Raw genomic sequence first — 18,770 nt, 5'->3', positions numbered from 1 at the left:
CGGCTGCGGCGTCAGCCGGGGCGAGCCCTCCGTCGTCGTCACCTTCAACGATCGCGGCGATTGAGGATTATGGACGCGAGAATGCGCCGGGATTCCTTCTGAGGAAGGGAACGATTAAGCCTGAATATATCGCCGTGAACTTGCCGCGCTTGTCCCAAGCGACATGGAATAGGCTGTCGCCCCGATCATCCATCGACACGGGGACCGGATCGCTGTTGACCATTCGCAGTCCGGCCTCTTCCACGATCGCCCTGGAAGCAGCGAGATAGTTGCGTTCAGCCTGATCATGATGAATGACGCCGGAGAACAATGGCCCCGTCACATAAAGGCAATTCAATGCATGAGAGCTACACAGCCGGCCGATGGCGGAGAGCCACGCCGACGTGCCCGGCGCGACAGATTTGTGCATGCGATAGGAAGCGTGCTCGCGCAATGACGGATCAATCTTGCCGGTCGACTTGAAGTATCCCCATTCTCTCTCCTCCTTTGTCGGAGCGGCATGGTCGATGCCACGAACCCTGTCCCAAATGAATGAAAGGGCTTCGCGCCAGTCGATCAGTCGACGGAGATAGACCTGCAGCAGCCGCTTCTGCGCCCCGGTCGAAAGGGCTGGCTCGAGAGGCGATGGTGACATGAAGAAGCGACTATCCGGGTTCTCGCCCCACGCCAGGCCGTCTACGCTGAAATAGAGGACGATGTTTAGAGGGTCGTTTGTGCGAACGGCAATCTGACGCAACAGCACGAGTGCGGCCGGCAGCCCGTGGGCACCCGTCAGGGGCAACGACAGCGAACGTGTTCCGGCTAGCCGATCGAACTCTTCTGGATCGAGCCCGTATCCGAGCGTGCTGTCACCGATGAATATGGTGTCGAGCTTTGAAAGGTCAGCGGCGCCCAGCTTCTCTTCAGCAAGGCGCGTGACCTGACCGACCGTGCTGTCGTTCCGATTGAGGTCGCGATATCCCCAGTACTTGACCGAAAGGGTCGCCATGCATCCAAGGAGCAGAGCCGCGGCGACGGCCATGACCGTGATTAGGTATCGCGTGACCATGTTAGAACGTGAAGTACAGGAAAGGCCGCGGGGTCGATATGCCCGTGATCACGGCAAACAGGGCGACCCCCATGATGGCTGCCCATGATGGGCTTGGTCGCCAGACGATCCACTTCGGCGCATCGACGACTCTCGATTCAGTGACGGCCGACCCGAGCACCTGCCCGCCCATGATCTGGTTACTGTTCGGCGTCAGGAGAGCTAGCGCGAGCGCTCCGGCAATTGCGACCATCGCGATCGGCTGATCGATCGCTGGTTGGCCTCTATTGGGAACGAACATTGCCGACAACAAGTGCACCGCGGCGGGCGCGCCTTCTGCCCGGAAAAACACCCAACCAATGACGACCGAAAGGAATGTCAGCCCCCACGCGGCGAGCCGCCAGCCGAAACGCGTGACGATCGATGTCGGCTTCCAATCCGCAACGATAGCCCGGAAAGCGTGGTTGACTGCGAGATAACAGCCATGAAGTGCTCCCCAGATGATGAACGTCGATCCCGCGCCGTGCCAAAGGCCGCCGAGCGTCATCACGACGAACAGGTTGATGTACCTTCTGACGGGCCCTCGACGGCCGCCGCCAAGAGGGAAATAGATGTAGTCGCGCAGAAATCGCGACAGGGTCATGTGCCAGCGCCGCCAAAACTCGATAATGCTGGTTGCCTTGTAGGGCGAATAGAAGTTGAGCGGCAGTGACAATCCGAACATCAGTGAAAGCCCGATGGCCATATCCGAATAGCCGGAGAAATCGAAGTACAGTTGGAAAGTGTAGCACAACGCGCCTAGCCAAGCGTCGATTGTGCCGATTTCCAATCCAAGTCTTGCGTGGTCGAACACCGGCGTGACGAACTGGACCATGTAGTCGGCAACAAGAAGTTTCTTGCCGAGTCCAATCACAAACAGCGTCAGCCCGGCCGAAAGAGACGTTAGATTGATCTGAATCCGAGCGATCTGCGGCTGCAGCTCCGAGAAACGAACGATCGGGCCGGCGATCAGTTTCGGGAAGAAGGTCACGAAGAAGGCGTACTCGGCGACTGTCGCCGGCCGTATGAGACCTTTCCTACAATCGACGAGATACGAGATCTGTTCGAAGGTAAAGAACGAGATCGCCAAGGGCAGGATGATGTGTGATGGCTCATCCCAAAGCCGGACGTTCGACAAGTTGGCGAAGATCCAGTTTGCATATTTGAACCATCCCAAAAGCCCAATATCCACGATAATGCCGAGGGCGAAGACGGCCCTCGATCGCGTCGCCGCGATGGTGTTACCGATGGCATAGTTGAAGACCATCGACCCGATCAGAAGCGCGAGATACCGATAGTCCCACTTGGCATAGAACGCGAGTGACGCAATGACCAGCAGCCATACCAGGATGGAACTTCGCGCTCTTTGCGCAATACCGCCGACCGCCAGGACGACAAGCAAGAAGACAAAGAATGTGTAGGTGCTAAAAAGCAACTCGCCCAGCCCGCCCCTTGTGGACCGGTCGACGTATAGTCGTCCTATGCGACTGTTTCAACTATGCGAATGCTCGTGGATGATGTGAACGCAAAGAGAACAGATCGGTTGTTGATACTGTGTAGCTTTGGAGGGCCGCTTGGCCGCTCACGTGCCATTCAGATTCAAAATGCCCAACTGCCTTTAAAGGCATGGTATCGCAACGAAAACAAATAGGAGAAGGACAGTGAGGCTTTTGTTGGCGACCCTAATCGCCGTATCGACACTTGCGGGTTCGGTTTTGCCAGCGGCCGCCCAAGGCTATTATCGGAGGGCGTACCCGTATCCTTACGGCTTGGACGAGTATGGCCGGAGCACCGATCCGGATTGTTATCGAGGACCGAATCAAGTGTACGTCTGCGGCGGCCCGCCTCGTCGTAGTTACTACGAATATGAGCGCCCCCGTTACCGGCGGTCTTATGGCATCGACCAATTTGGTCGCAGCACCGATCCGAATTGCTACCGGGGCCCCTATGGCGCCTACGTCTGCTGACGGTGAGGTCACGTTTGCCGTCGGCTCACGTTGCTCCTGCGCAGTCCAGCCGCGGGGCTTGCCGGCTGCCCCATCAGCCGACGCCGCGCTGGGGGACAGCGCGAGCTGCACGTCAATGCGCGGCGTCGCGTTGGCGCTGATGAAGTCCTGCAGCGCCGGCGAGATCTCCGCGTCGGTATTGGCTGCGCGCTCGGCCAGCGCGTCGGGGATGTCCGAGGTCGCATCGCGCGCCCAGCCCTCGACGGCATTGAAGCAGACGATCCGCAGGGGATAGGCGTACTGGCCGGGAAAGGCTGTCCTCAGGACGGTCTCGAGGTTCGTGTCGGCCTCTTCTGTCTCGCGCCAGGCGCAGCCGACACGCGCGCCGAAATCCAAGTAACCAAGTAGATATCGCGATGTCGGCCGGTACGATCGACGGCGACGAACGCATACGCTTACTCCGAAACTGTCGCTTCGCGGAGAGACTGCCCCGGCTTCGCGGAGTTTTTTTGGGGTAGGCGGGGGCCGCGCTCCGCCAGCTCATGCGGCGAGCCGGCGAGAATCTTAATCTGATGAGTTGGCCTCGGTTCCCGTTGTCGTCCCAGCATAGTATCCTTCTACGCCGCCGTCCTTCGAGAATCTGTCGCGGTACCGCTCTGGTCCGCGCCCGCCAGCTTACGCTAGCGGGCTTCTCTCTTTCGGCTCCCTCAGGCGATCAGTTTAAGGATCTCGATCATTGGGAGGATCGCAATGCAAAAAGTGATTACGGCGGCCGTTATGACGGCCGTGCTTGTACTTGCAGCATGTGGCAGAGAGCCTGGACCGAAGGGTGATCCAGGACCGCAGGGGCCGGCCGGCCCGCAGGGTGCCTAGGGGATTCAAGGGGTACCGGGGCCACAGGGGCCCAGCCGGCGCGCAAGGGCCTCAGGGCCCGCAAGGACCAAAAGGCAACAAGGGAGACAAAGGCGATCCGGCACCCGTGAACATCCGCGCGGTGCATGGCAGTCTTCTGCCCAAGTGGAGGGAGTGCGGACGGTGCCAAGTGCGGGACTTCACCGACGGTCGGTCTTTGCCTGAAGAAGTACCCCATGCTTGATGACGTGGTTCCGCCGGGGTTTGAAAAAGCGCCAATGCCGAGGTTGGCCTTTCCTTTGAGCACGCTATTATGGCGCAGCGAGTGACTGTTTTCTTCTACGGGCTTTTCATGGACCCGGAGGCTCTCGAGGCTAAGGGGCTGCGGCCATCGCACGTGCGGCAGGCTAACGTCAATGGTTTCAAGCTAACGCTCGGCGCACGTGCTACGCTGGTGCCCGACGTCGACGAGAGAGTGTACGGGACCATTATGCGGCTCTCCCACGCTGAGGTGGACGAGCTCTATTCGGAGCCCTCCGTGGATCGAAATGCGTATCCAAGCGATGATATGGGCAGGCTCGCTGATCCTCGTCGGTCTTCTGATCTCTGCATGCGCAAGTGACCAGCCACCGTCAGCGAGACCGTCCGGGGCGCCGTGGGCTCGCGACCTCAACGAGCGGCCGCCAAGTCGGGAGCCAGCCCACCGTGGAATAGTCCCAGAGGTCAAGGCTGACCTGAAGGCGGCGAGAGACAGAGTGCCGCGCTAGGGCAGGCGGCTTCCATCCCGCACCTTATCCTACGGGTTGATAAATACCTGCGCCGCCACGCACCAGATCGCGGCCAACAGAACCAAGGCAGTAAACAGCTTCGGCGCTATCCAATTATCGTCCGGAAAGGACCCTTGCACGCGACTTCTCAATCTAAGCGCGATGGTGCCGAAACTGATGATCAGAGCTGTAGCCAGAATCGCGAATGCAAGCGTGTTAAGACCTGCAGCGTAGCAAAATACCGCGACCATTCCGAGGACCCAGTCCATCGCCCTCCCTCCAAGCGAAATCGCTTGTCGCTTCACACTTGCGGTTCGCCTCTGCCCCTAGCGCAAGCCCGGCCGCCGATCCATAGTGGAACCATGGAACTTTGGCTGATTCCCCTTATGGTCGTCGGCATTCTTGCCGCCCTGCTATTTTCTGACCGATTAGCTTGACGCTCTGATGGCACGGATTTCCAGCCCGGGTGTAGGCTTAACCGGGGCGGAGCTTGATTCGTCATGCTGGAAGCTGTTCTCGTGCTTCTTGGAGTTGGAGCCGTAGCCCTTCTCTTAATTGCGTTCTGGGGACTGCATAGGCACGTGTGAGCGGGCCGGTCTACGTTGGCGGGCAGCCTGTTGGCCCTTCGCTCACCTTTTTACTCAAGGAATTAACTCGTGCCCTCCGCGTTGATGAATTGGTGCATTTACATCTATTTCACGGTGGCAATCCTAGGCATTTACGCCGAGGTGATCGCGCAGTTTTTGGGATGGCTTAGCGCGCGATGTGTGAATTGAGCCACAATCGAACAGATTGAGAGAAGGCGATCTTGAGCGGCCGCCGTCGGCGTGGGTCGACGTATGGCATGGAGCGTGAGGCTTCGGTCCCGTGCCTACCGCAGCCGGGTCAAGGCGCCGCATCTGAGATGTTGACCAAGCTGCGGTTGAAGATATATCTGGCTCTGAGCTGAGCAGAGGCGCGACACTTTTCGAGCACCCAATCCAGTGCCATAGCGGCGGTCGCCACTGTTTCGATACAATTGACCTGCTCCTCAGATTGGGCCGAGGTGAGAATGGAGGCGGGTGTGAAACTTGCTGCAATCGGATGGATCGCATTTGCGATCTGCTGTGGGGTGGTCCTGAAGGTCAATATCGATCAAGTTAAAGAGTACGAAAACGGGATTTCGAAAGACCGGAACTAGCCTCGCGCTCGCCCGTGTTCTTGCTGTCAAAGACGCTCGGCGCCCTGAGCATCTTGCCAAATCTCTTGGCGACCATTGGCCTGTTTGGTTGTCTGCTGCTCCAGACGCGCTTCGTCCCTGCTGGCCGGAAGCTAGCCACCTTTTCTGTGCTAGCCTTGGCGATATGTGGGTTCACGCCGGTGGGGAGCCTGCTGCTCAAACCTCTCGAAGATCGCTTCCCGCCTTGGTTGCCGACGGCGGATCCTCCTACCGGCGTTGTTATTCTGGGTGGAACGACAAAGCCGGAGATCTCTGCCTTACGAGGCCTCCCTGTTTCGGACATGGGGATCGATCGGCTGATCACCGGCGCGATGCTGGCCCGCCATTACCCAAAGGCGCGCATCATCTATTCTGGGGGAAGTCCTGAGCTCTGGCCGAACAATCTCCGGGAGGCCGATTATGCTCTGCAGCTCCTGAATGATCTGGGCATCCCCAAAGCTCGCGTCGAGATCGACGACAAATCACGGAACACAGCTGAGAACGCATTGTTTTCGAAGGCCCTTGCCTCACCCACTTCCAGCGATCGTTGGATGCTTGTCACGTCCGCCTATCATATGCCCCGAGCGGTGGGGCTCTTTCGGAAAGCTGGCTTCCCGGTACAGCCGGTCCCCACGGGCTGGCTTACCGCCGGCAGCACGTCCTGGCTCGATTTTGGCAACTTTGCTTCCTCGCTTCTGCTTGTGCACATCGCAACGCGAGAGTGGATCGGTCTTGCGGTCTATCGAGCCCTGGGCAAAACGGACGCACTCCTGCCTGGCCAAACACCCTCCTGATTGCAGTCCAGAGATGCGGGGCAGTACAAAGCCTGACGCGATGGCTAGTCTCCTTGTCGCGCCCGCTGGACACGGCAAGCTGCCGATAATGCTTCGCCCTTGCCCCATTAACTTTTCGTTAACCAGCAGGTGATCTGCTCGCGGCATACTTCGATGCTTTGTTGTCGTAGGAGGCGGATGGTGAGGCTGTATGTCTTAATCGGAGGCGTCGTCGGGATTGGAATGACGGGGGCGGCGCTTGGATTGACCACAGAACGACCGGTATTGCCGACGTGTGATGCCAGCGTCGTGGCTGACATCGTGAAAACGAATGTCGGCCAGTCATCGCCCCAACTGATCGTGAGCGGAATAAGTGGTCAGACCGGTGATATGAGCGATGGTCGCTGGCACTGCGAAGCGAACCTTTCAACCGACCGCGGCCCCATCCCGATCAAATATTCAGTCGGATTGCTTGGTCCCGGCAGGCTCCAGGTATCGATGGCGGCTTCGTTGCCTCGATAAGTTAGCTGGGCCGTTTGGGGACCGGAGTGACCAACCAGGACCTCTGCTAGCTCCCATGTCGGACCCCCATTGCCGCGCGGTCCCACAGCATCCTGCCCCTTGAATGGCCTCCAGCCGGCTGCGCCTGGCGGCCAAGATCGTAGGACGCACCTTCGTGAACAGTTCAACGCCGGTTGTAGTCTTGTGGTAGCGTTGTTTTTGCTTCGCAAGGCGCGTTTTCAGTTCTGCGACGCCGTCCATTTCATCGACGCAGGTCGTCTGCGGGCATCCGGTGGGGTGATGGTTGCATCAGTACCGATGTGCGCGAGCGTTTGAGCCACCGGCGGTTCCGTATAGACCGGCATCCGGCCCGTGCCTGTTCGCTTGTTCGGCTGCCTCAACGGCTTTATAGGAGCAGATATAGTGGCGACCTATTCCATCACCAAGGTCGAGCTGCTACCGTGGATTTGGGATCCAAAAATGAACTCTGTCGCAAAATCGGTAGTCTCTTCCCCGGCGGCATTTTTCGAGTGGTGTCTTCATTCGGTCGATCAGGAAAAAGTACCATTTCGGGCCAATTACCCTCAATATTTCAGCAGTTCGGCGCCCTATCTCTGGCGGGCCTATGACCGGCGCCTGTCCGATGTGATCGCACTCGTTCGTCCTGGCTTGCGCGTCCTTGAGATCGGCTGTGGCATCGGTTCGGACCTCCATTGGTTGGCGCTGCGTGGTGCAGATGTAACCGGTATCGATGTGAAGTCCGAATGGACGGAGGCTGCGCGCGAACTGACACAGCATGTCCGTGACAAGATCAGGCCGGTAACGGTCAGGATCGAGCGTATCAATCTGCTTGATCTCCCTGGTGCCCAATACGACCTCATCTACATGAAGGATACGTTTCATCATTTGGAGCCGCGCGATCAGATCGTTGCCAAGATCGCGTCGTTGCTGGCACCCGGCGGCAGAATCGTGATAGTCGAACCGAACGCTTGGAATCCTGCGATTCAGTACAAGATGTTTCGCATCCGCGGCTTCAACACGATCATCGATAAGATCGATAAAGCGTCAGGCGAGCGGTTCGTTTACGGCAATGAGCGCCTCGTCACCGGAGGAGCTATTGCAAGCGCTTTTGCGCGCCATGGCATCAAGGGTTCTACACGCTTGTTTAGGCTGGTGCCGACCGCGTTGGCATCGAATTCGTTCTTAGTTAAAGTGGCCAATCTGCTTGAGAAGTTTCGGATCGAGGCGTTGTTGGTGCCGGCCTGCATTCACAGTGTCTATTCCGGAACTAAATCATGAGCCCTAGCCGACGCCGGCCGCCATGTCGGGAACGGGGCCGCTTGTCGCGGTGACGTCACTTCGGAACGTGCTAGTCTGGCATTTGGGCCGGCGCGGCGGGTGGCGTCCGCTGCTCGTCGGCAACCTCCGAAACGGTCCAGATCTGTGCATTCACCGGCGTTTCGGCAACGAGTCTTGATGTTGCGGCGCTGAATTCGGCCGAGTCTCGCGGAAACACAGTATTCTTCTTAACTTCCTCACGGACTCGTGTGTCTAGTGGAGGCTCGGAGGCCCAACATAAGCGGCGCGATTTCGGTACGCGGCCGGCCCTACTTCTCTGCTGGCTCAACCTCCTCATCGACTCGCGGCCCATGGTCGAATATTGAGGCTCTGCGGGGAAGCCGGCGCCACCGGTCAAGGGGCTGGCCGCACAACCATTCTGTAGGGGTATTGCCCATGTCGGTCGTTCGCAGCCGCAGTGTGGCGGTATAATGTTACAATGACTGAGACGTTATCGACGCAGACCGGCTTATTGGAACCAAGGCCGTCTCTCTCAACACGCCGCAAGGTGCTGATTTGGCATTGGGGACGAAGGGGTGGCGGGGTGAGGTACACTTACGAGCTGGTACGCGAACTCAAGAAGCATTCGGAGCTCGAGCTGCATCTTTCGCTATCACGACAAGGAGACATCATCGCCGATTTCGACGAGCTTGGGCTGCCAGGTTATCACATAGACACCTACACGAACGTTTCGTCGGCCATCCTCGCCATGCTGCGTGTGCCGATCGTTCGACATCGATTTTGGCGATATGTGCGCGAGCACAACATCTCCGTGGTGGTTTGCACGATGAGCCATCTTTGGAACGTGCCGACGCTGTGGCGCAGGCCGCGGGACGTCGCTTATGTGTTCGTCCTGCACGATCCAAAGCCGCACGCCGGAGATGACATCGCCATTCGCAAATGGATGCTCGACACCGAAATCGCCGCAAGCGACGGCATCGTTGCGCTGACCGACTACACGCAGAAGTCGGTCACGACGAACAACGGTTTTCCCGCCGAACGGGTGTGGATCGCCCCGCTGGGAGTTTTCCCCTACGCTGAAAACAGAAATCCGACTTCCATGCGAACTGGGCGCAAGGTCCAACTGCTGTTTTTCGGACGCCTGTTGCCGTATAAGGGACTGGATATCCTTCTTGACGCCTACAAAATCATGAAGTGCGAGCGCAAGGATGTCGGACTGCGCATCATCGGTCCGGGAGATATCGAGCCGTATCGGGCGCAGATCGCCGGGCTTGAGGACGTCTTCGTCGATAATCGATGGGTCCCCGAAGAGGATGTCGGCGCGGTTTTCGAGGGAATTGATATCGTCGTTGCTCCATATCGCGGAGCGAGCCAGTCCGCCGTGCTTGCGACGTCAGGCGCGGCCGGAATTCCGGCCGTCGTCACTCCGGTCGGGGGGCTTGCCGAGCAGGTCCTGCACGAGCAGACCGGACTGGTCGCGGCAGATTCGACGCCGGCCGCACTTGCTGCTGCACTCAGCCGGCTCGTCGATGATGAGGCCTTGCGGCTGCGTTGCGGGGCGGCGGCGAAAACCCACGCCATGAGCGAGCTGTCGTGGTCCGCCATCGCCGCGAAGTTCGCGTCAATTCTGACGTCAATCACCCCACGCCAGAAGTCCGAAGCGCAATAATGTGTGGCATCATCGGAATTGCGAGCAACAAGACAGGCCAGATAGATCGCCAGATTCTGGGCCGCATGACCGATGCGCTTGCGCATCGCGGCCCGGACGGCGAAGGCCACTGGATCAGCAAGGACGGCTGCGCCGGATTCGGCCATCGCAGGCTTTCGATCATTGATTTGTCGTCCGCCGGTGCGCAGCCGATGATTTCGACGTCCGGGCGCTATGCGCTGACTTACAACGGCGAAATCTATAATTACCGCGACCTGCGCCGCGAGCTCGAGGCCAAAGGACATCAATTCCACGGTCACTCCGATACCGAGGTCGTCGTTGCGGGCTTCGAACATTGGGGCCTTGATGAGACGATCTCGCGATGCGCCGGCATGTTTGCGCTCGCAGTCTGGGATGAACGCGAACGCACGCTTGTGCTCGTCCGCGACCGACTCGGCATCAAACCGCTGTACTATAGCGTTATAAACGGAACGCTTATCTTCGCCTCAGAGCTGCGCCCGATCGTGGTGCAGCGCGGAAAGCTTCCTGCGGTTTCACTACCGGCTTTGTCCGAATACCTGCGTCTCGGTTACGTTCCTGCGCCCCTCAGCATTTTCGAGGGCGTGTACAAGTTGCCCGCCGCGACCACCCTTAGGTTTCGCGACGGTCAAACAAGCGAGCCGACAGCCTACTGGTCAATTCCGGAGGTCGTCGCGCGCGGCATGTCGAGGCAGCGCCCGAACGAAGAGGAGGTGCTTGAAGAGCTGGACCAGCGCCTGCGAGGTATCGTCGCCGAGCATATGATCTCAGATGTGCCGCTGGGAGCGTTCCTGTCCGGCGGCATCGATTCCAGTTCGGTCACGGCCATTATGCAGGCCGTGGGCAGTGGATCCACCAAGACATTCTCGATCGGATTTCACGATCCAAATTACAACGAAGCCAGATATGCCGCCGACGTCGCGAAGCATCTTCAGACCGATCACACGGAGCTTTACGTCTCGGACGCCGATGCGATGGCCGTCATTCCCTCGCTACCGGACATCTATGACGAGCCCTTTGCGGATATCTCGCAGATACCCACCTTTCTTGTCTCGAAGCTGGCGAGACAGCAGGTGACGGTTTCGCTGTCCGGGGACGGTGGCGACGAACTGTTTGGCGGCTACAACCGCTATTTGTTCGTCTCCGATTATTGGAGACGTCTGACCAGGATTCCCCATGCGTTACGCCGCATGGCGGCGTCCGGTCTGGCCTCGGCATCGCCCGCGAGTTGGGACGCTGCTTTTCGACCGCTAAGCTACGTCCTGCCGGCCCATCTGCAGCCCGCGCTGCCAGGGCAGAAGATCCACAAGGTCGCGTCCGTGCTCGCATCATCGACCTTGTACGAACTGCAGAGCAGGTTGGTGTCGCAATGGGCAAACCCCGAAACCGTGTTGGTTCGGTCGGACGGCGTCGCTATTGCAAGACCTGCGCCCCCGCCCCTGTTGCCCGCCGTTCCTGCAACCGCGGAGCAAATGGCTTGGGACATGTCTACGTATCTCGTGGACGACATCCTGACCAAGGTCGATCGGGCAAGCATGCGTGTCGGGCTCGAGGCTCGCGTGCCGCTCCTAGATCACCGCATGGTCGAATTCGCCTGGGAGATCCCGATCTCCTTGAAATTCAGGAATCATTCCGGAAAATACGTCCTTCGGCGTTTGCTGGAGCGGTATGTGCCCCGTGAGTTGTTCGAACGTCCGAAGATGGGGTTCGGCGTCCCGATCGATAACTGGTTGCGTGGCCCGCTGAAGGGCTGGGCATCGGATTGGCTGTCCTCCAGCAATGACGAGTTTTTCGACCGTCAAGCCATCGGCGACAACTGGCGGCAACATCAGATCGGTCGGGTGAACCGCGGTGGCCAGCTTTGGACCGTGCTGATGTTCGACTTGTGGCTTGAGCGGGCAAGGCAATGGGTCTGAGTTCCTGCGTGCCGTGGTGGGCCAAACTGGGGATCAAGCTTGGGCTCGCGCGTCTGCCTGTCCCTTACGCTCTCTGGAAACGCATGGGACTGTTCCGCCATGGCGAGATGATGGTTCCGGAGCGTGCAATCTCCGCGTTCGAGAGCCATTTCCGGTCGGCCGTACAGCATGGACAACTTCCTGCGAATTTTCGTTCCCTTGAGCTTGGACCGGGAGACTCGGTCCTGTCGGGCTTTGTCGCCCGCGCGTTCGGTGCCGAGAAGGCCTGGCTCGCGGATGCAGGGCCTTTCGCGGAAACCGACATCGCCGGATGCCGCGCACTTCTCGAGCTGCTTGCTTCGCACGGGCGGGCCGTTGCGCCGCTGAAGTCGGCAACCCTTCCGGATGCGATGAAGGAGTACGATATCGCCTATCTGACGGAAGGCACGAATTCGCTCAAGAAAATCCCCAACCAGTCGATCGATTTCGTCTGGTCCCAGGTCGTGCTTGAGCACATCTATCGGGACGAATTTCCGGCCCTGATTAAGGAACTGCGCCGGGTTGTGGCGCCCGACGGGATCGGGGTTCACAGCATCGATTTCCGCGATCACCTTGGAGGCGGCCTCAACAATCTGCGCTTTGGAGATGACGTATGGGAGACTCAGGCTTTCCGAACCTCCGGCTTCTACACCAATCGCATCCGGCCGCAGGAAATGATCGGTCTGATGAGGGAGGGCGGCTTCAGCGTGGAGGTCATCTCGGAGCAGCGATGGCCGGAACTGCCGTTGCCTCGTGATCGAATGGCGCCGCAATTTCGACCGTTTGCCGATGAGGACTTCATGGTTTGCGAAATTCGCGTGATCATGAGGCCGGTGTGAGGGAGGCCCCCGTTCTCGACCGGAAGCGATTGCTGTTCGTCGTGACAGAGGACTGGTACTTTGTCTCCCACCGCCTGCCGATCGCCCGCGCGGCGTTGGCCGCCGGCTACGAGGTATTCGTGGCAACGCGGCTTGGCGAGAAGGCCGATGCGATCACGCGCGAAGGATTCGTGCCCATCGGCCTGAAGCGCATGCGGCGCTCCGGCCGAAATCCGTTCCGCGAACTGGCGAGCATCGCTGAACTGGTGACGCTCTACCTAAGCTATCGCCCGAGCATCGTTCATCACGTGGCTGTGAAGCCCGTCCTGTACGGTTCGATCGCGGCACGGCTCACGGGCGTGGCCGCAATTGTCAATAACCTCGCGGGATTGGGTTTCGTGTTCTCGTCCAAGGGGGTGTATGCGCAGACCCTTCGCTGCCTGATGGCTCCGCTATTGAGGTATGCATTGAGGCAGCGGCGGGCCTTGACGATCGTCCAGAACAGGGATGACGCGTGGGTACTGTCCGACGACATTGGCGTCGCATCGGAGAAGATACGTCTCGTCAAGGGATCGGGTGTCGATCTCGCACAGTTCTCCGAAATACGCCGGGAGAGTTCCCCCCCCATCGTTCTCCTGGCGTCCCGGATGATCAAGGAGAAGGGGGTCGAGGATTTCGTGCGAGTCGCGGCTCAGCTGCGGAAAAAGAACGCGGCTGCAAGGTTCGTCCTTGCGGGTGCGCCCGACCCCGAAAACCCGCACTCCATTCCTGAAGCCGTTCTCAGGCAATACCATAACGATGGTCTCGTCGAGTGGTGGGGACATCGCGACAATATTCCCGAGATTATCCGTAAGGCGGCGATCGTCTGTTTGCCGACCACGTACGGGGAGGGGATCCCCAAGACCCTGATCGAAGCCGCCGCGGGCGAATGCCCCATCGTCACCTACGACGTGCCGGGCTGCCGGGAGATCGTGATTGATGGTGTCAACGGTATGCTCGTCCCGGCCGGCGACGTCGGTCGGCTCGCCGAGGTCATTGCGCAATTGCTCGCAGACCCGGAGCAGCGGCGTCGTATGGGAGCGCAAGGTCGAAAGCTCGTCCAGGCGGAGTTCTCCCAGGAGATCGTCGTTGCGCAGACACTTGCGATCTATTCCGAGCTGATGGCGCAATGAAGGTCCTGGTGGTCGGCGCTTCAGGGTTTGTCGGCGGGCATCTGGTCCGTCGACTCGCTGCCGATGGAATTCCGCTTCGGGCCGGTGTCCATCGCAATCGCGGAGACCTCCCGGCTGCGATCGATGTTGCCGAGAATGCTGATCTCGAAGGCCCTTTCGATTGGACATCTGCGCTCGCGGGATGTGACACCGTCGCGCATCTGGGCGCGCGGGTGCATGTGATGCGCGAAAGCAGTGCGAATGCGCTGCATGCATATCGTCGTGTCAATGTGGACGGGACTCTACGTCTCGCACGGCAGGCCGCCGCTGCCGGCGTTCGCCGCTTCGTGTTTCTCAGCTCGGTCAAGGTCTGCGGCGAATCTACAGCTCCGGACGTGCCTTTCGTTGAAACAGCAACGCCGCACCCGCAAGACCCGTACGGGCTGTCGAAGCTCGAAGCCGAATGTGGCTTGCTCGAGCTCAGCCGCGCGAGCGGAATGCAGGTGGTCGTCCTGCGTCCGCCTTTGATCTACGGGCCGGGTGTACGTGCAAATTTTCTATCGATGATGCGTTGGTTGCGGCGCGGACTTCCGCTGCCGCTTGGCGGCATCGAAAATCGCCGCAGCCTGATCGGTGTCGGGAATATGGTCGACCTAATCTGCACCTGTCTACGACACCCTGCGGCGGCAGGAGAAGTCTTTATGGCCAGCGATGATGAAGACCTATCGACACCGGAGCTTCTGAAAAGGCTGGCGGTGGCTCTCGACACCACGGCCCGCTTGCTGCCCGTTCCCGTAAGTCTATTGGAGGGCGTGGCCGCATTGGCAGGCCAAAGGGCGCTGGCGCAACGGCTCTGTCTCTCGCTCTGTGTCGACAGTCGGAAGGCTCGCAAGATGCTCGGGTGGCAACCGCCCATCAGCGTTGACGAGGAATTGCAGCGCACTGCGCGAGCGTTTCTAGTGTCTCGCTAACACAGGCGGATTGAGGCCAGTGAAGCGCTATGGTCTCACCTTCGCTGCGCGGCGGTATTCGAGTTCGCCGTCTGCCAGCAGCCTGACGACGTCCTTCATGAAGACCTTTGCTTCCCAGCCGAGTATTCGTTTCGCTTTGGCGGGGTTGGCCGAATTGCATTTCAGGTCGATCGGACGGAGCAGGCTTTCGTCGAAGTCGATGTGCTCTTGCCAATCGAGTCCGAAATAGCTGAATGCCTCGCGAACGAAGCTCTCGAGCGTATTCGTTTGTCCTGTTGCGATCACGAAGTCCTCAGGCGCGTCGGCCTGGAGCATCATCGCCATGGCTTCAACATATTCCGGCGCCCAGCCGAAGTCCCGGGAGATGTGCAGGTTCCCAATTCGCAGACTGTCCGTCTTCTTCTCCGCAATATCTGCGGCACCCGATACGATCTTTCGCGTGACAAAGCGCTGCGGACGCAATGGCGAGTCGTGATTGAACAAGAGCCCCGAGCACGCAAAGAGCCCGTGTGCATCTCTGTAATTCGCTACGGTCCAAAATGCCGCGGCCTTTCCGACGCCATAGGGGCTTCGTGGACCAAACGGGGTAGATTCGTCGGCAGGCAAATCAGTATTGCCGAAGCACTCGCTCGAGCACGCATTGTAGACGCGCGAGCTCAATTTCAGTCGATAAACGGAGTCGACTATGTTGTGAGTACTGAAAATGGTGGATTCCAGAGTCTGGATCGGTTGATCAAATGACAGGCCGACGGAAGATTGGCTCGCCAAATTGTAGATCTCGTCGGGAGTCGTTTCGGAAATGACGCGCAGGACGCTGCCGAAATCGGCAGGATCAACGGAATGGAGTGTCACCCGATCGCGGATGCCCAGCCGCTGCAAGTTCGTGAAGATGCCGAGTTCCTTGTCGCGAGACGTTCCATGGATCGAATAGCCGAGCTTGAGCAAATGTGCAGCCAACAGCGAGCCGTCTTGTCCGGATATTCCGAAAATTAGGGCTTTTTGGGACATGGCGAACTGACTTCCGAGCCGAGGTTTGCGACACCATAGCTAGCTTTAAAGGTAGGCCGCCTCAAGGGCTAGCTGCTTAGCGGGCCCCGTCGCCGAAAGATAGGCTATTGCAACAGAGGTGCTTCGTAGCTAACGAGGCGTGCAGCGTAGTTCAGGCGGGAGCGGACCGGTTTGTCAACTATCCGAAACATTGGCGTCATAGGCCTTGGCTACGTCGGCCTTCCAGTGGCGGTGGCGTTTGGCCGGGCCGGATATCGGGTCATCGGATTCGACATCAGCGCGGAGCGGATCGCCGAGCTGCGTCGAGGTCAAGATCGCACGCGCGAAATCGAGACGGCCGATCTGCATGCGGCACGCATCGAATATACGGACCAGCCGGCAGGTTTGGCCGCGGCCGACTTCTTCATCGTCACGGTTCCGACGCCGATTGACGGCGCAAACAAGCCCGACCTCCGCGCGCTGTTGAGCGCATCCAAGTCCGTCGGCGGCGCCTTGAAGAAGGGAGACATCGTCGTTTACGAGTCGACGGTCTATCCCGGTGCGACCGAAGAGGAGTGCGTGCCGGTGCTCGAGCGCGCCTCCCGACTCAAGGCTGGCGTTGATTTCCACGTCGGATATTCCCCTGAGCGGATCAATCCCGGAGACAAAGAACATCGCTTCGAGACAATCCAAAAGGTGGTATCCGCGCAGGACGCCGATTCGCTCAGGATCGTTGCCGATGTCTATGGCGCGGTCGTGAGGGCTGGCATCTATCAGGCGCCTTCGATCAAGGTCGCTGAAGCGGCCAAGGTGATCGAGAACACTCAACGAGATCTCAACATTGCCTTTATGAATGAGCTCTCGCAGATCTTTCATGCGCTTGATCTAGATACCGGGGATATCCTGGCGGCTGCCCGCACCAAGTGGAATTTCCTTCCGTTTCAGCCGGGTCTGGTCGGCGGACACTGCATAGGGGTCGATCCCTATTATCTGACCTATCGCGCCGAGATAGCGAAGTACCATCCTCAAGTCATCCTTGCTGGGCGGCGCATCAATGACGACATGGGCGCGCGGATTGCGCGAGAGTGCATTCGGCGTCTCTTGAAGAGGGGATCGCGCGGCGGGGTTGTCACCGTGCTGGGCGTGACGTTCAAAGAGAATGTGCCAGACCTGCGCAACTCCAAGGTCGTCGACATTGTCCGGGAACTGGAATCGTTCGGCATCAAGGTTCAGGTCAGCGATCCCTGGGCGGACCGCTCCGAGGCCCTCCACGAGTATGCAATTGAGCTCTCTGATCACAATGAGCAGCAACCTGCCGACGCGGTCGTACTCGCCGTCGCTCACGACACTTTCGTCAATCTGGGCTGGCCATTCTTGCAGTCGCTCCTGAAAGAGGGGCAGGGTCTAGTCCTGGATGTCAAGTCCCGACTGGACCGGGCGAGCAAGCCGGCCAAGATAGAACTTTGGCGACTCTAGCTCTTAAGAGGTAACCGGCGCAATGATTGATCAGAAGATACTAGTGACCGGCGCCGCCGGATTCATAGGTTTTCATGTAGCGCATCGGCTTGCGTCGGCTGGCCGGGAAGTCATTGGTCTCGATATCGTCAATGACTATTATGATCCAAGCCTGAAGGAAGCCCGCCTTCGCCTCTTGCAGGGGCTTCCATCCTTCCGCTTTGTCAGAATGGATCTCGCCAATCGCGACGCAATCGCTCCGTTCTTTTCCGAGTCGTGCTTTTCCCATGTCATCCATTTAGCGGCTCAAGCCGGTGTAAGATACTCACTGGAGAATCCGCATGCCTATGTTGACGCGAACCTGCAAGGCTTTATGAACGTTCTTGAGGGCTGTCGGCATGCGCAATGTCGGCACCTGCTCTACGCTTCTTCATCTTCAGTGTATGGCTCGAACAAGAAGCTGCCGTTCTCGGTCCATGACAGCGTCGATCATCCAATCAGCCTCTACGCGGCTTCCAAGAAGGCGAACGAGTTGATGGCGCATGCGTACAGCCATCTTTTCTCCCTGCCGACCACCGGCCTGCGGTTTTTCACGGTGTATGGACCGTGGGGGCGGCCCGATATGGCAATGTTCATATTTGCAAAGGCGATTGTGGAAGGTCGGCCCATAAAGTTGTTCAATCACGGGCAGATGTCGCGTGACTTCACCTATGTCGACGATGTCGTGGAGGCCATCGTCCGACTAATTGATCGACCGCCTGCCCCCGCTTCCGGGGAGCAGGCTCGGGCGGATGCTCCGGATTCGTCCCGCAGCGCAGCACCTTGGAAGATCTATAACATAGGGAACAACAGGCCCGAGCAGCTCATGCACGTCGTTTCCCTGCTTGAGAAGGAGTTGGGTCGTGTTGCAGCGAAGGAAATGCTTCCGATGCAGCCCGGCGACGTTTCGGCCACATACGCTGATGTCGACGATCTGATGCGCGACGTCGGGTTCCGGCCCTCGACTAGCGCCGAGGAGGGGATCAGCAAGTTTGTCCAATGGTATCGCGGATATCACAAAGTTTAGTTGGAGCGAGAGCTGCGGCGATCCACCTTTCTGAGTAGCCGATGAGGCCCTAACTAGGACTTCCTGTCAAAAATGAATTGGATTTACCGGATATTCTCATAGGTTTGCTGTCATACGGACAAGAACGCATGAGAGTTTCACAGTCTTCTATTTCTGCTAATTGCGTCGATCGCTGCTGTTTTTTGCTCCTATCGAATTGGCTTTCGAAACGGACAAGACCTTGGGATAAGCAGAGTTGCTGATTTTGGCCCATTGGCGACGCTGATGATCCAGAACCTAGCTGTGGAGATTTGATGTCA

Annotated in this window: 14 protein-coding genes; 9 read left to right on the top strand and 5 right to left on the bottom strand. The window is 58.8% G+C overall.

Annotation, left to right across the window (positions count from 1 at the left end; all coding sequences use genetic code 11):
- Positions 1-67 precede the first annotated feature (67 nt).
- The 4 genes from RAD04_RS22025 to RAD04_RS22010 form a co-directional block, all read right to left on the bottom strand.
- Positions 68-1,021, bottom strand: coding sequence for a hypothetical protein (locus tag RAD04_RS22025; protein ID WP_461625429.1), 954 nt, complete (start codon positions 1,019-1,021; stop codon positions 68-70).
- Positions 1,022-1,049: 28 nt separating this feature from the next.
- On the bottom strand, positions 1,050-2,501 hold the full coding sequence (locus tag RAD04_RS22020) for an MBOAT family O-acyltransferase (RefSeq protein WP_461625428.1): 1,452 nt from the start codon (positions 2,499-2,501) through the stop codon (positions 1,050-1,052).
- Between the two features lie 247 nt (positions 2,502-2,748).
- Positions 2,749-3,408 (bottom strand): hypothetical protein, encoded by a 660-nt coding sequence (locus RAD04_RS22015; protein WP_461625427.1) that lies wholly within the window; start codon positions 3,406-3,408, stop codon positions 2,749-2,751.
- A gap of 1,252 nt (positions 3,409-4,660) precedes the next feature.
- Positions 4,661-4,900 (bottom strand): hypothetical protein, encoded by a 240-nt coding sequence (locus RAD04_RS22010; RefSeq protein ID WP_461625426.1) that lies wholly within the window; start codon positions 4,898-4,900, stop codon positions 4,661-4,663.
- 925 nt (positions 4,901-5,825) lie between these two features.
- On the opposite strand from RAD04_RS22010, the gene RAD04_RS22005 reads away from it, so the two are divergent.
- The 7 genes from RAD04_RS22005 (at position 5,826) to RAD04_RS21975 (ending at position 14,963) form a co-directional block, all read left to right on the top strand.
- Positions 5,826-6,623, top strand: coding sequence for a YdcF family protein (locus tag RAD04_RS22005; protein ID WP_461625425.1), 798 nt, complete (start codon positions 5,826-5,828; stop codon positions 6,621-6,623).
- Between the two features lie 903 nt (positions 6,624-7,526).
- Positions 7,527-8,402 (top strand): class I SAM-dependent methyltransferase, encoded by an 876-nt coding sequence (locus tag RAD04_RS22000; RefSeq protein WP_461625424.1) that lies wholly within the window; start codon positions 7,527-7,529, stop codon positions 8,400-8,402.
- 583 nt (positions 8,403-8,985) lie between these two features.
- On the top strand, positions 8,986-10,071 hold the full coding sequence (locus tag RAD04_RS21995) for a glycosyltransferase family 4 protein (RefSeq protein ID WP_461625423.1): 1,086 nt from the start codon (positions 8,986-8,988) through the stop codon (positions 10,069-10,071).
- On the top strand, positions 10,071-12,005 hold the full coding sequence (gene asnB, locus RAD04_RS21990) for an asparagine synthase (glutamine-hydrolyzing) (protein WP_461625422.1): 1,935 nt from the start codon (positions 10,071-10,073) through the stop codon (positions 12,003-12,005). Before RAD04_RS21995 ends, asnB begins: the two co-directional genes overlap by 1 nt.
- 83 nt (positions 12,006-12,088) lie before the next feature.
- On the top strand, positions 12,089-12,862 hold the full coding sequence (locus RAD04_RS21985; RefSeq protein WP_461625421.1) for a methyltransferase domain-containing protein: 774 nt from the start codon (positions 12,089-12,091) through the stop codon (positions 12,860-12,862).
- A 29-nt stretch (positions 12,863-12,891) separates the two neighbouring features.
- Positions 12,892-14,013 carry a glycosyltransferase family 4 protein gene (locus tag RAD04_RS21980; protein WP_461625420.1) on the top strand — a complete coding sequence of 374 codons (1,122 nt, stop codon included), beginning with the start codon at positions 12,892-12,894 and terminating at the stop codon, positions 14,011-14,013.
- Positions 14,010-14,963 carry an NAD-dependent epimerase/dehydratase family protein gene (locus RAD04_RS21975; protein ID WP_461625419.1) on the top strand — a complete coding sequence of 318 codons (954 nt, stop codon included), beginning with the start codon at positions 14,010-14,012 and terminating at the stop codon, positions 14,961-14,963. The genes RAD04_RS21980 and RAD04_RS21975 overlap by 4 nt, the downstream gene beginning before the upstream one ends.
- A gap of 27 nt (positions 14,964-14,990) precedes the next feature.
- Here RAD04_RS21975 and RAD04_RS21970 read toward each other — a convergent pair whose 3' ends face one another.
- Entirely contained in the window at positions 14,991-15,971 is a 981-nt protein-coding gene (locus tag RAD04_RS21970; RefSeq protein ID WP_461625418.1) for a GDP-mannose 4,6-dehydratase, read from the bottom strand.
- A 180-nt stretch (positions 15,972-16,151) separates the two neighbouring features.
- Between RAD04_RS21970 and RAD04_RS21965 the strand changes: the two genes are divergently transcribed.
- Positions 16,152-17,426: a nucleotide sugar dehydrogenase gene (locus RAD04_RS21965; RefSeq protein WP_461625571.1), complete on the top strand. Its 1,275-nt coding sequence runs from the start codon at positions 16,152-16,154 to the stop codon at positions 17,424-17,426.
- A 22-nt stretch (positions 17,427-17,448) separates the two neighbouring features.
- Entirely contained in the window at positions 17,449-18,471 is a 1,023-nt protein-coding gene (locus RAD04_RS21960; RefSeq protein ID WP_461625417.1) for an NAD-dependent epimerase, read from the top strand.
- Positions 18,472-18,770: the final 299 nt, after the last annotated feature.

It is taken from the genome of Bradyrhizobium sp. 25ACV, assembly GCF_054863005.1.
This window is presented reverse-complemented; position numbering and strand designations above follow the sequence as displayed.

Excerpts from the sequence above, each read along its gene's own strand:
- RAD04_RS21960 (WP_461625417.1), top strand. The coding sequence starts at position 17,449 with ATGATTGATCAGAAGATACTAGTGACCGGCGCCGCCGGATTCATAGGT.
- RAD04_RS22010 (WP_461625426.1), bottom strand. The coding sequence starts at position 4,900 with ATGGACTGGGTCCTCGGAATGGTCGCGGTATTTTGCTACGCTGCAGGT.
- RAD04_RS21970 (WP_461625418.1), bottom strand. The coding sequence starts at position 15,971 with ATGTCCCAAAAAGCCCTAATTTTCGGAATATCCGGACAAGACGGCTCG.
- asnB (WP_461625422.1), top strand. The coding sequence starts at position 10,071 with ATGTGTGGCATCATCGGAATTGCGAGCAACAAGACAGGCCAGATAGAT.
- RAD04_RS21975 (WP_461625419.1), top strand. The coding sequence starts at position 14,010 with ATGAAGGTCCTGGTGGTCGGCGCTTCAGGGTTTGTCGGCGGGCATCTG.
- RAD04_RS21985 (WP_461625421.1), top strand. The coding sequence starts at position 12,089 with ATGGGACTGTTCCGCCATGGCGAGATGATGGTTCCGGAGCGTGCAATC.
- RAD04_RS22025 (WP_461625429.1), bottom strand. The coding sequence starts at position 1,021 with ATGGCCGTCGCCGCGGCTCTGCTCCTTGGATGCATGGCGACCCTTTCG.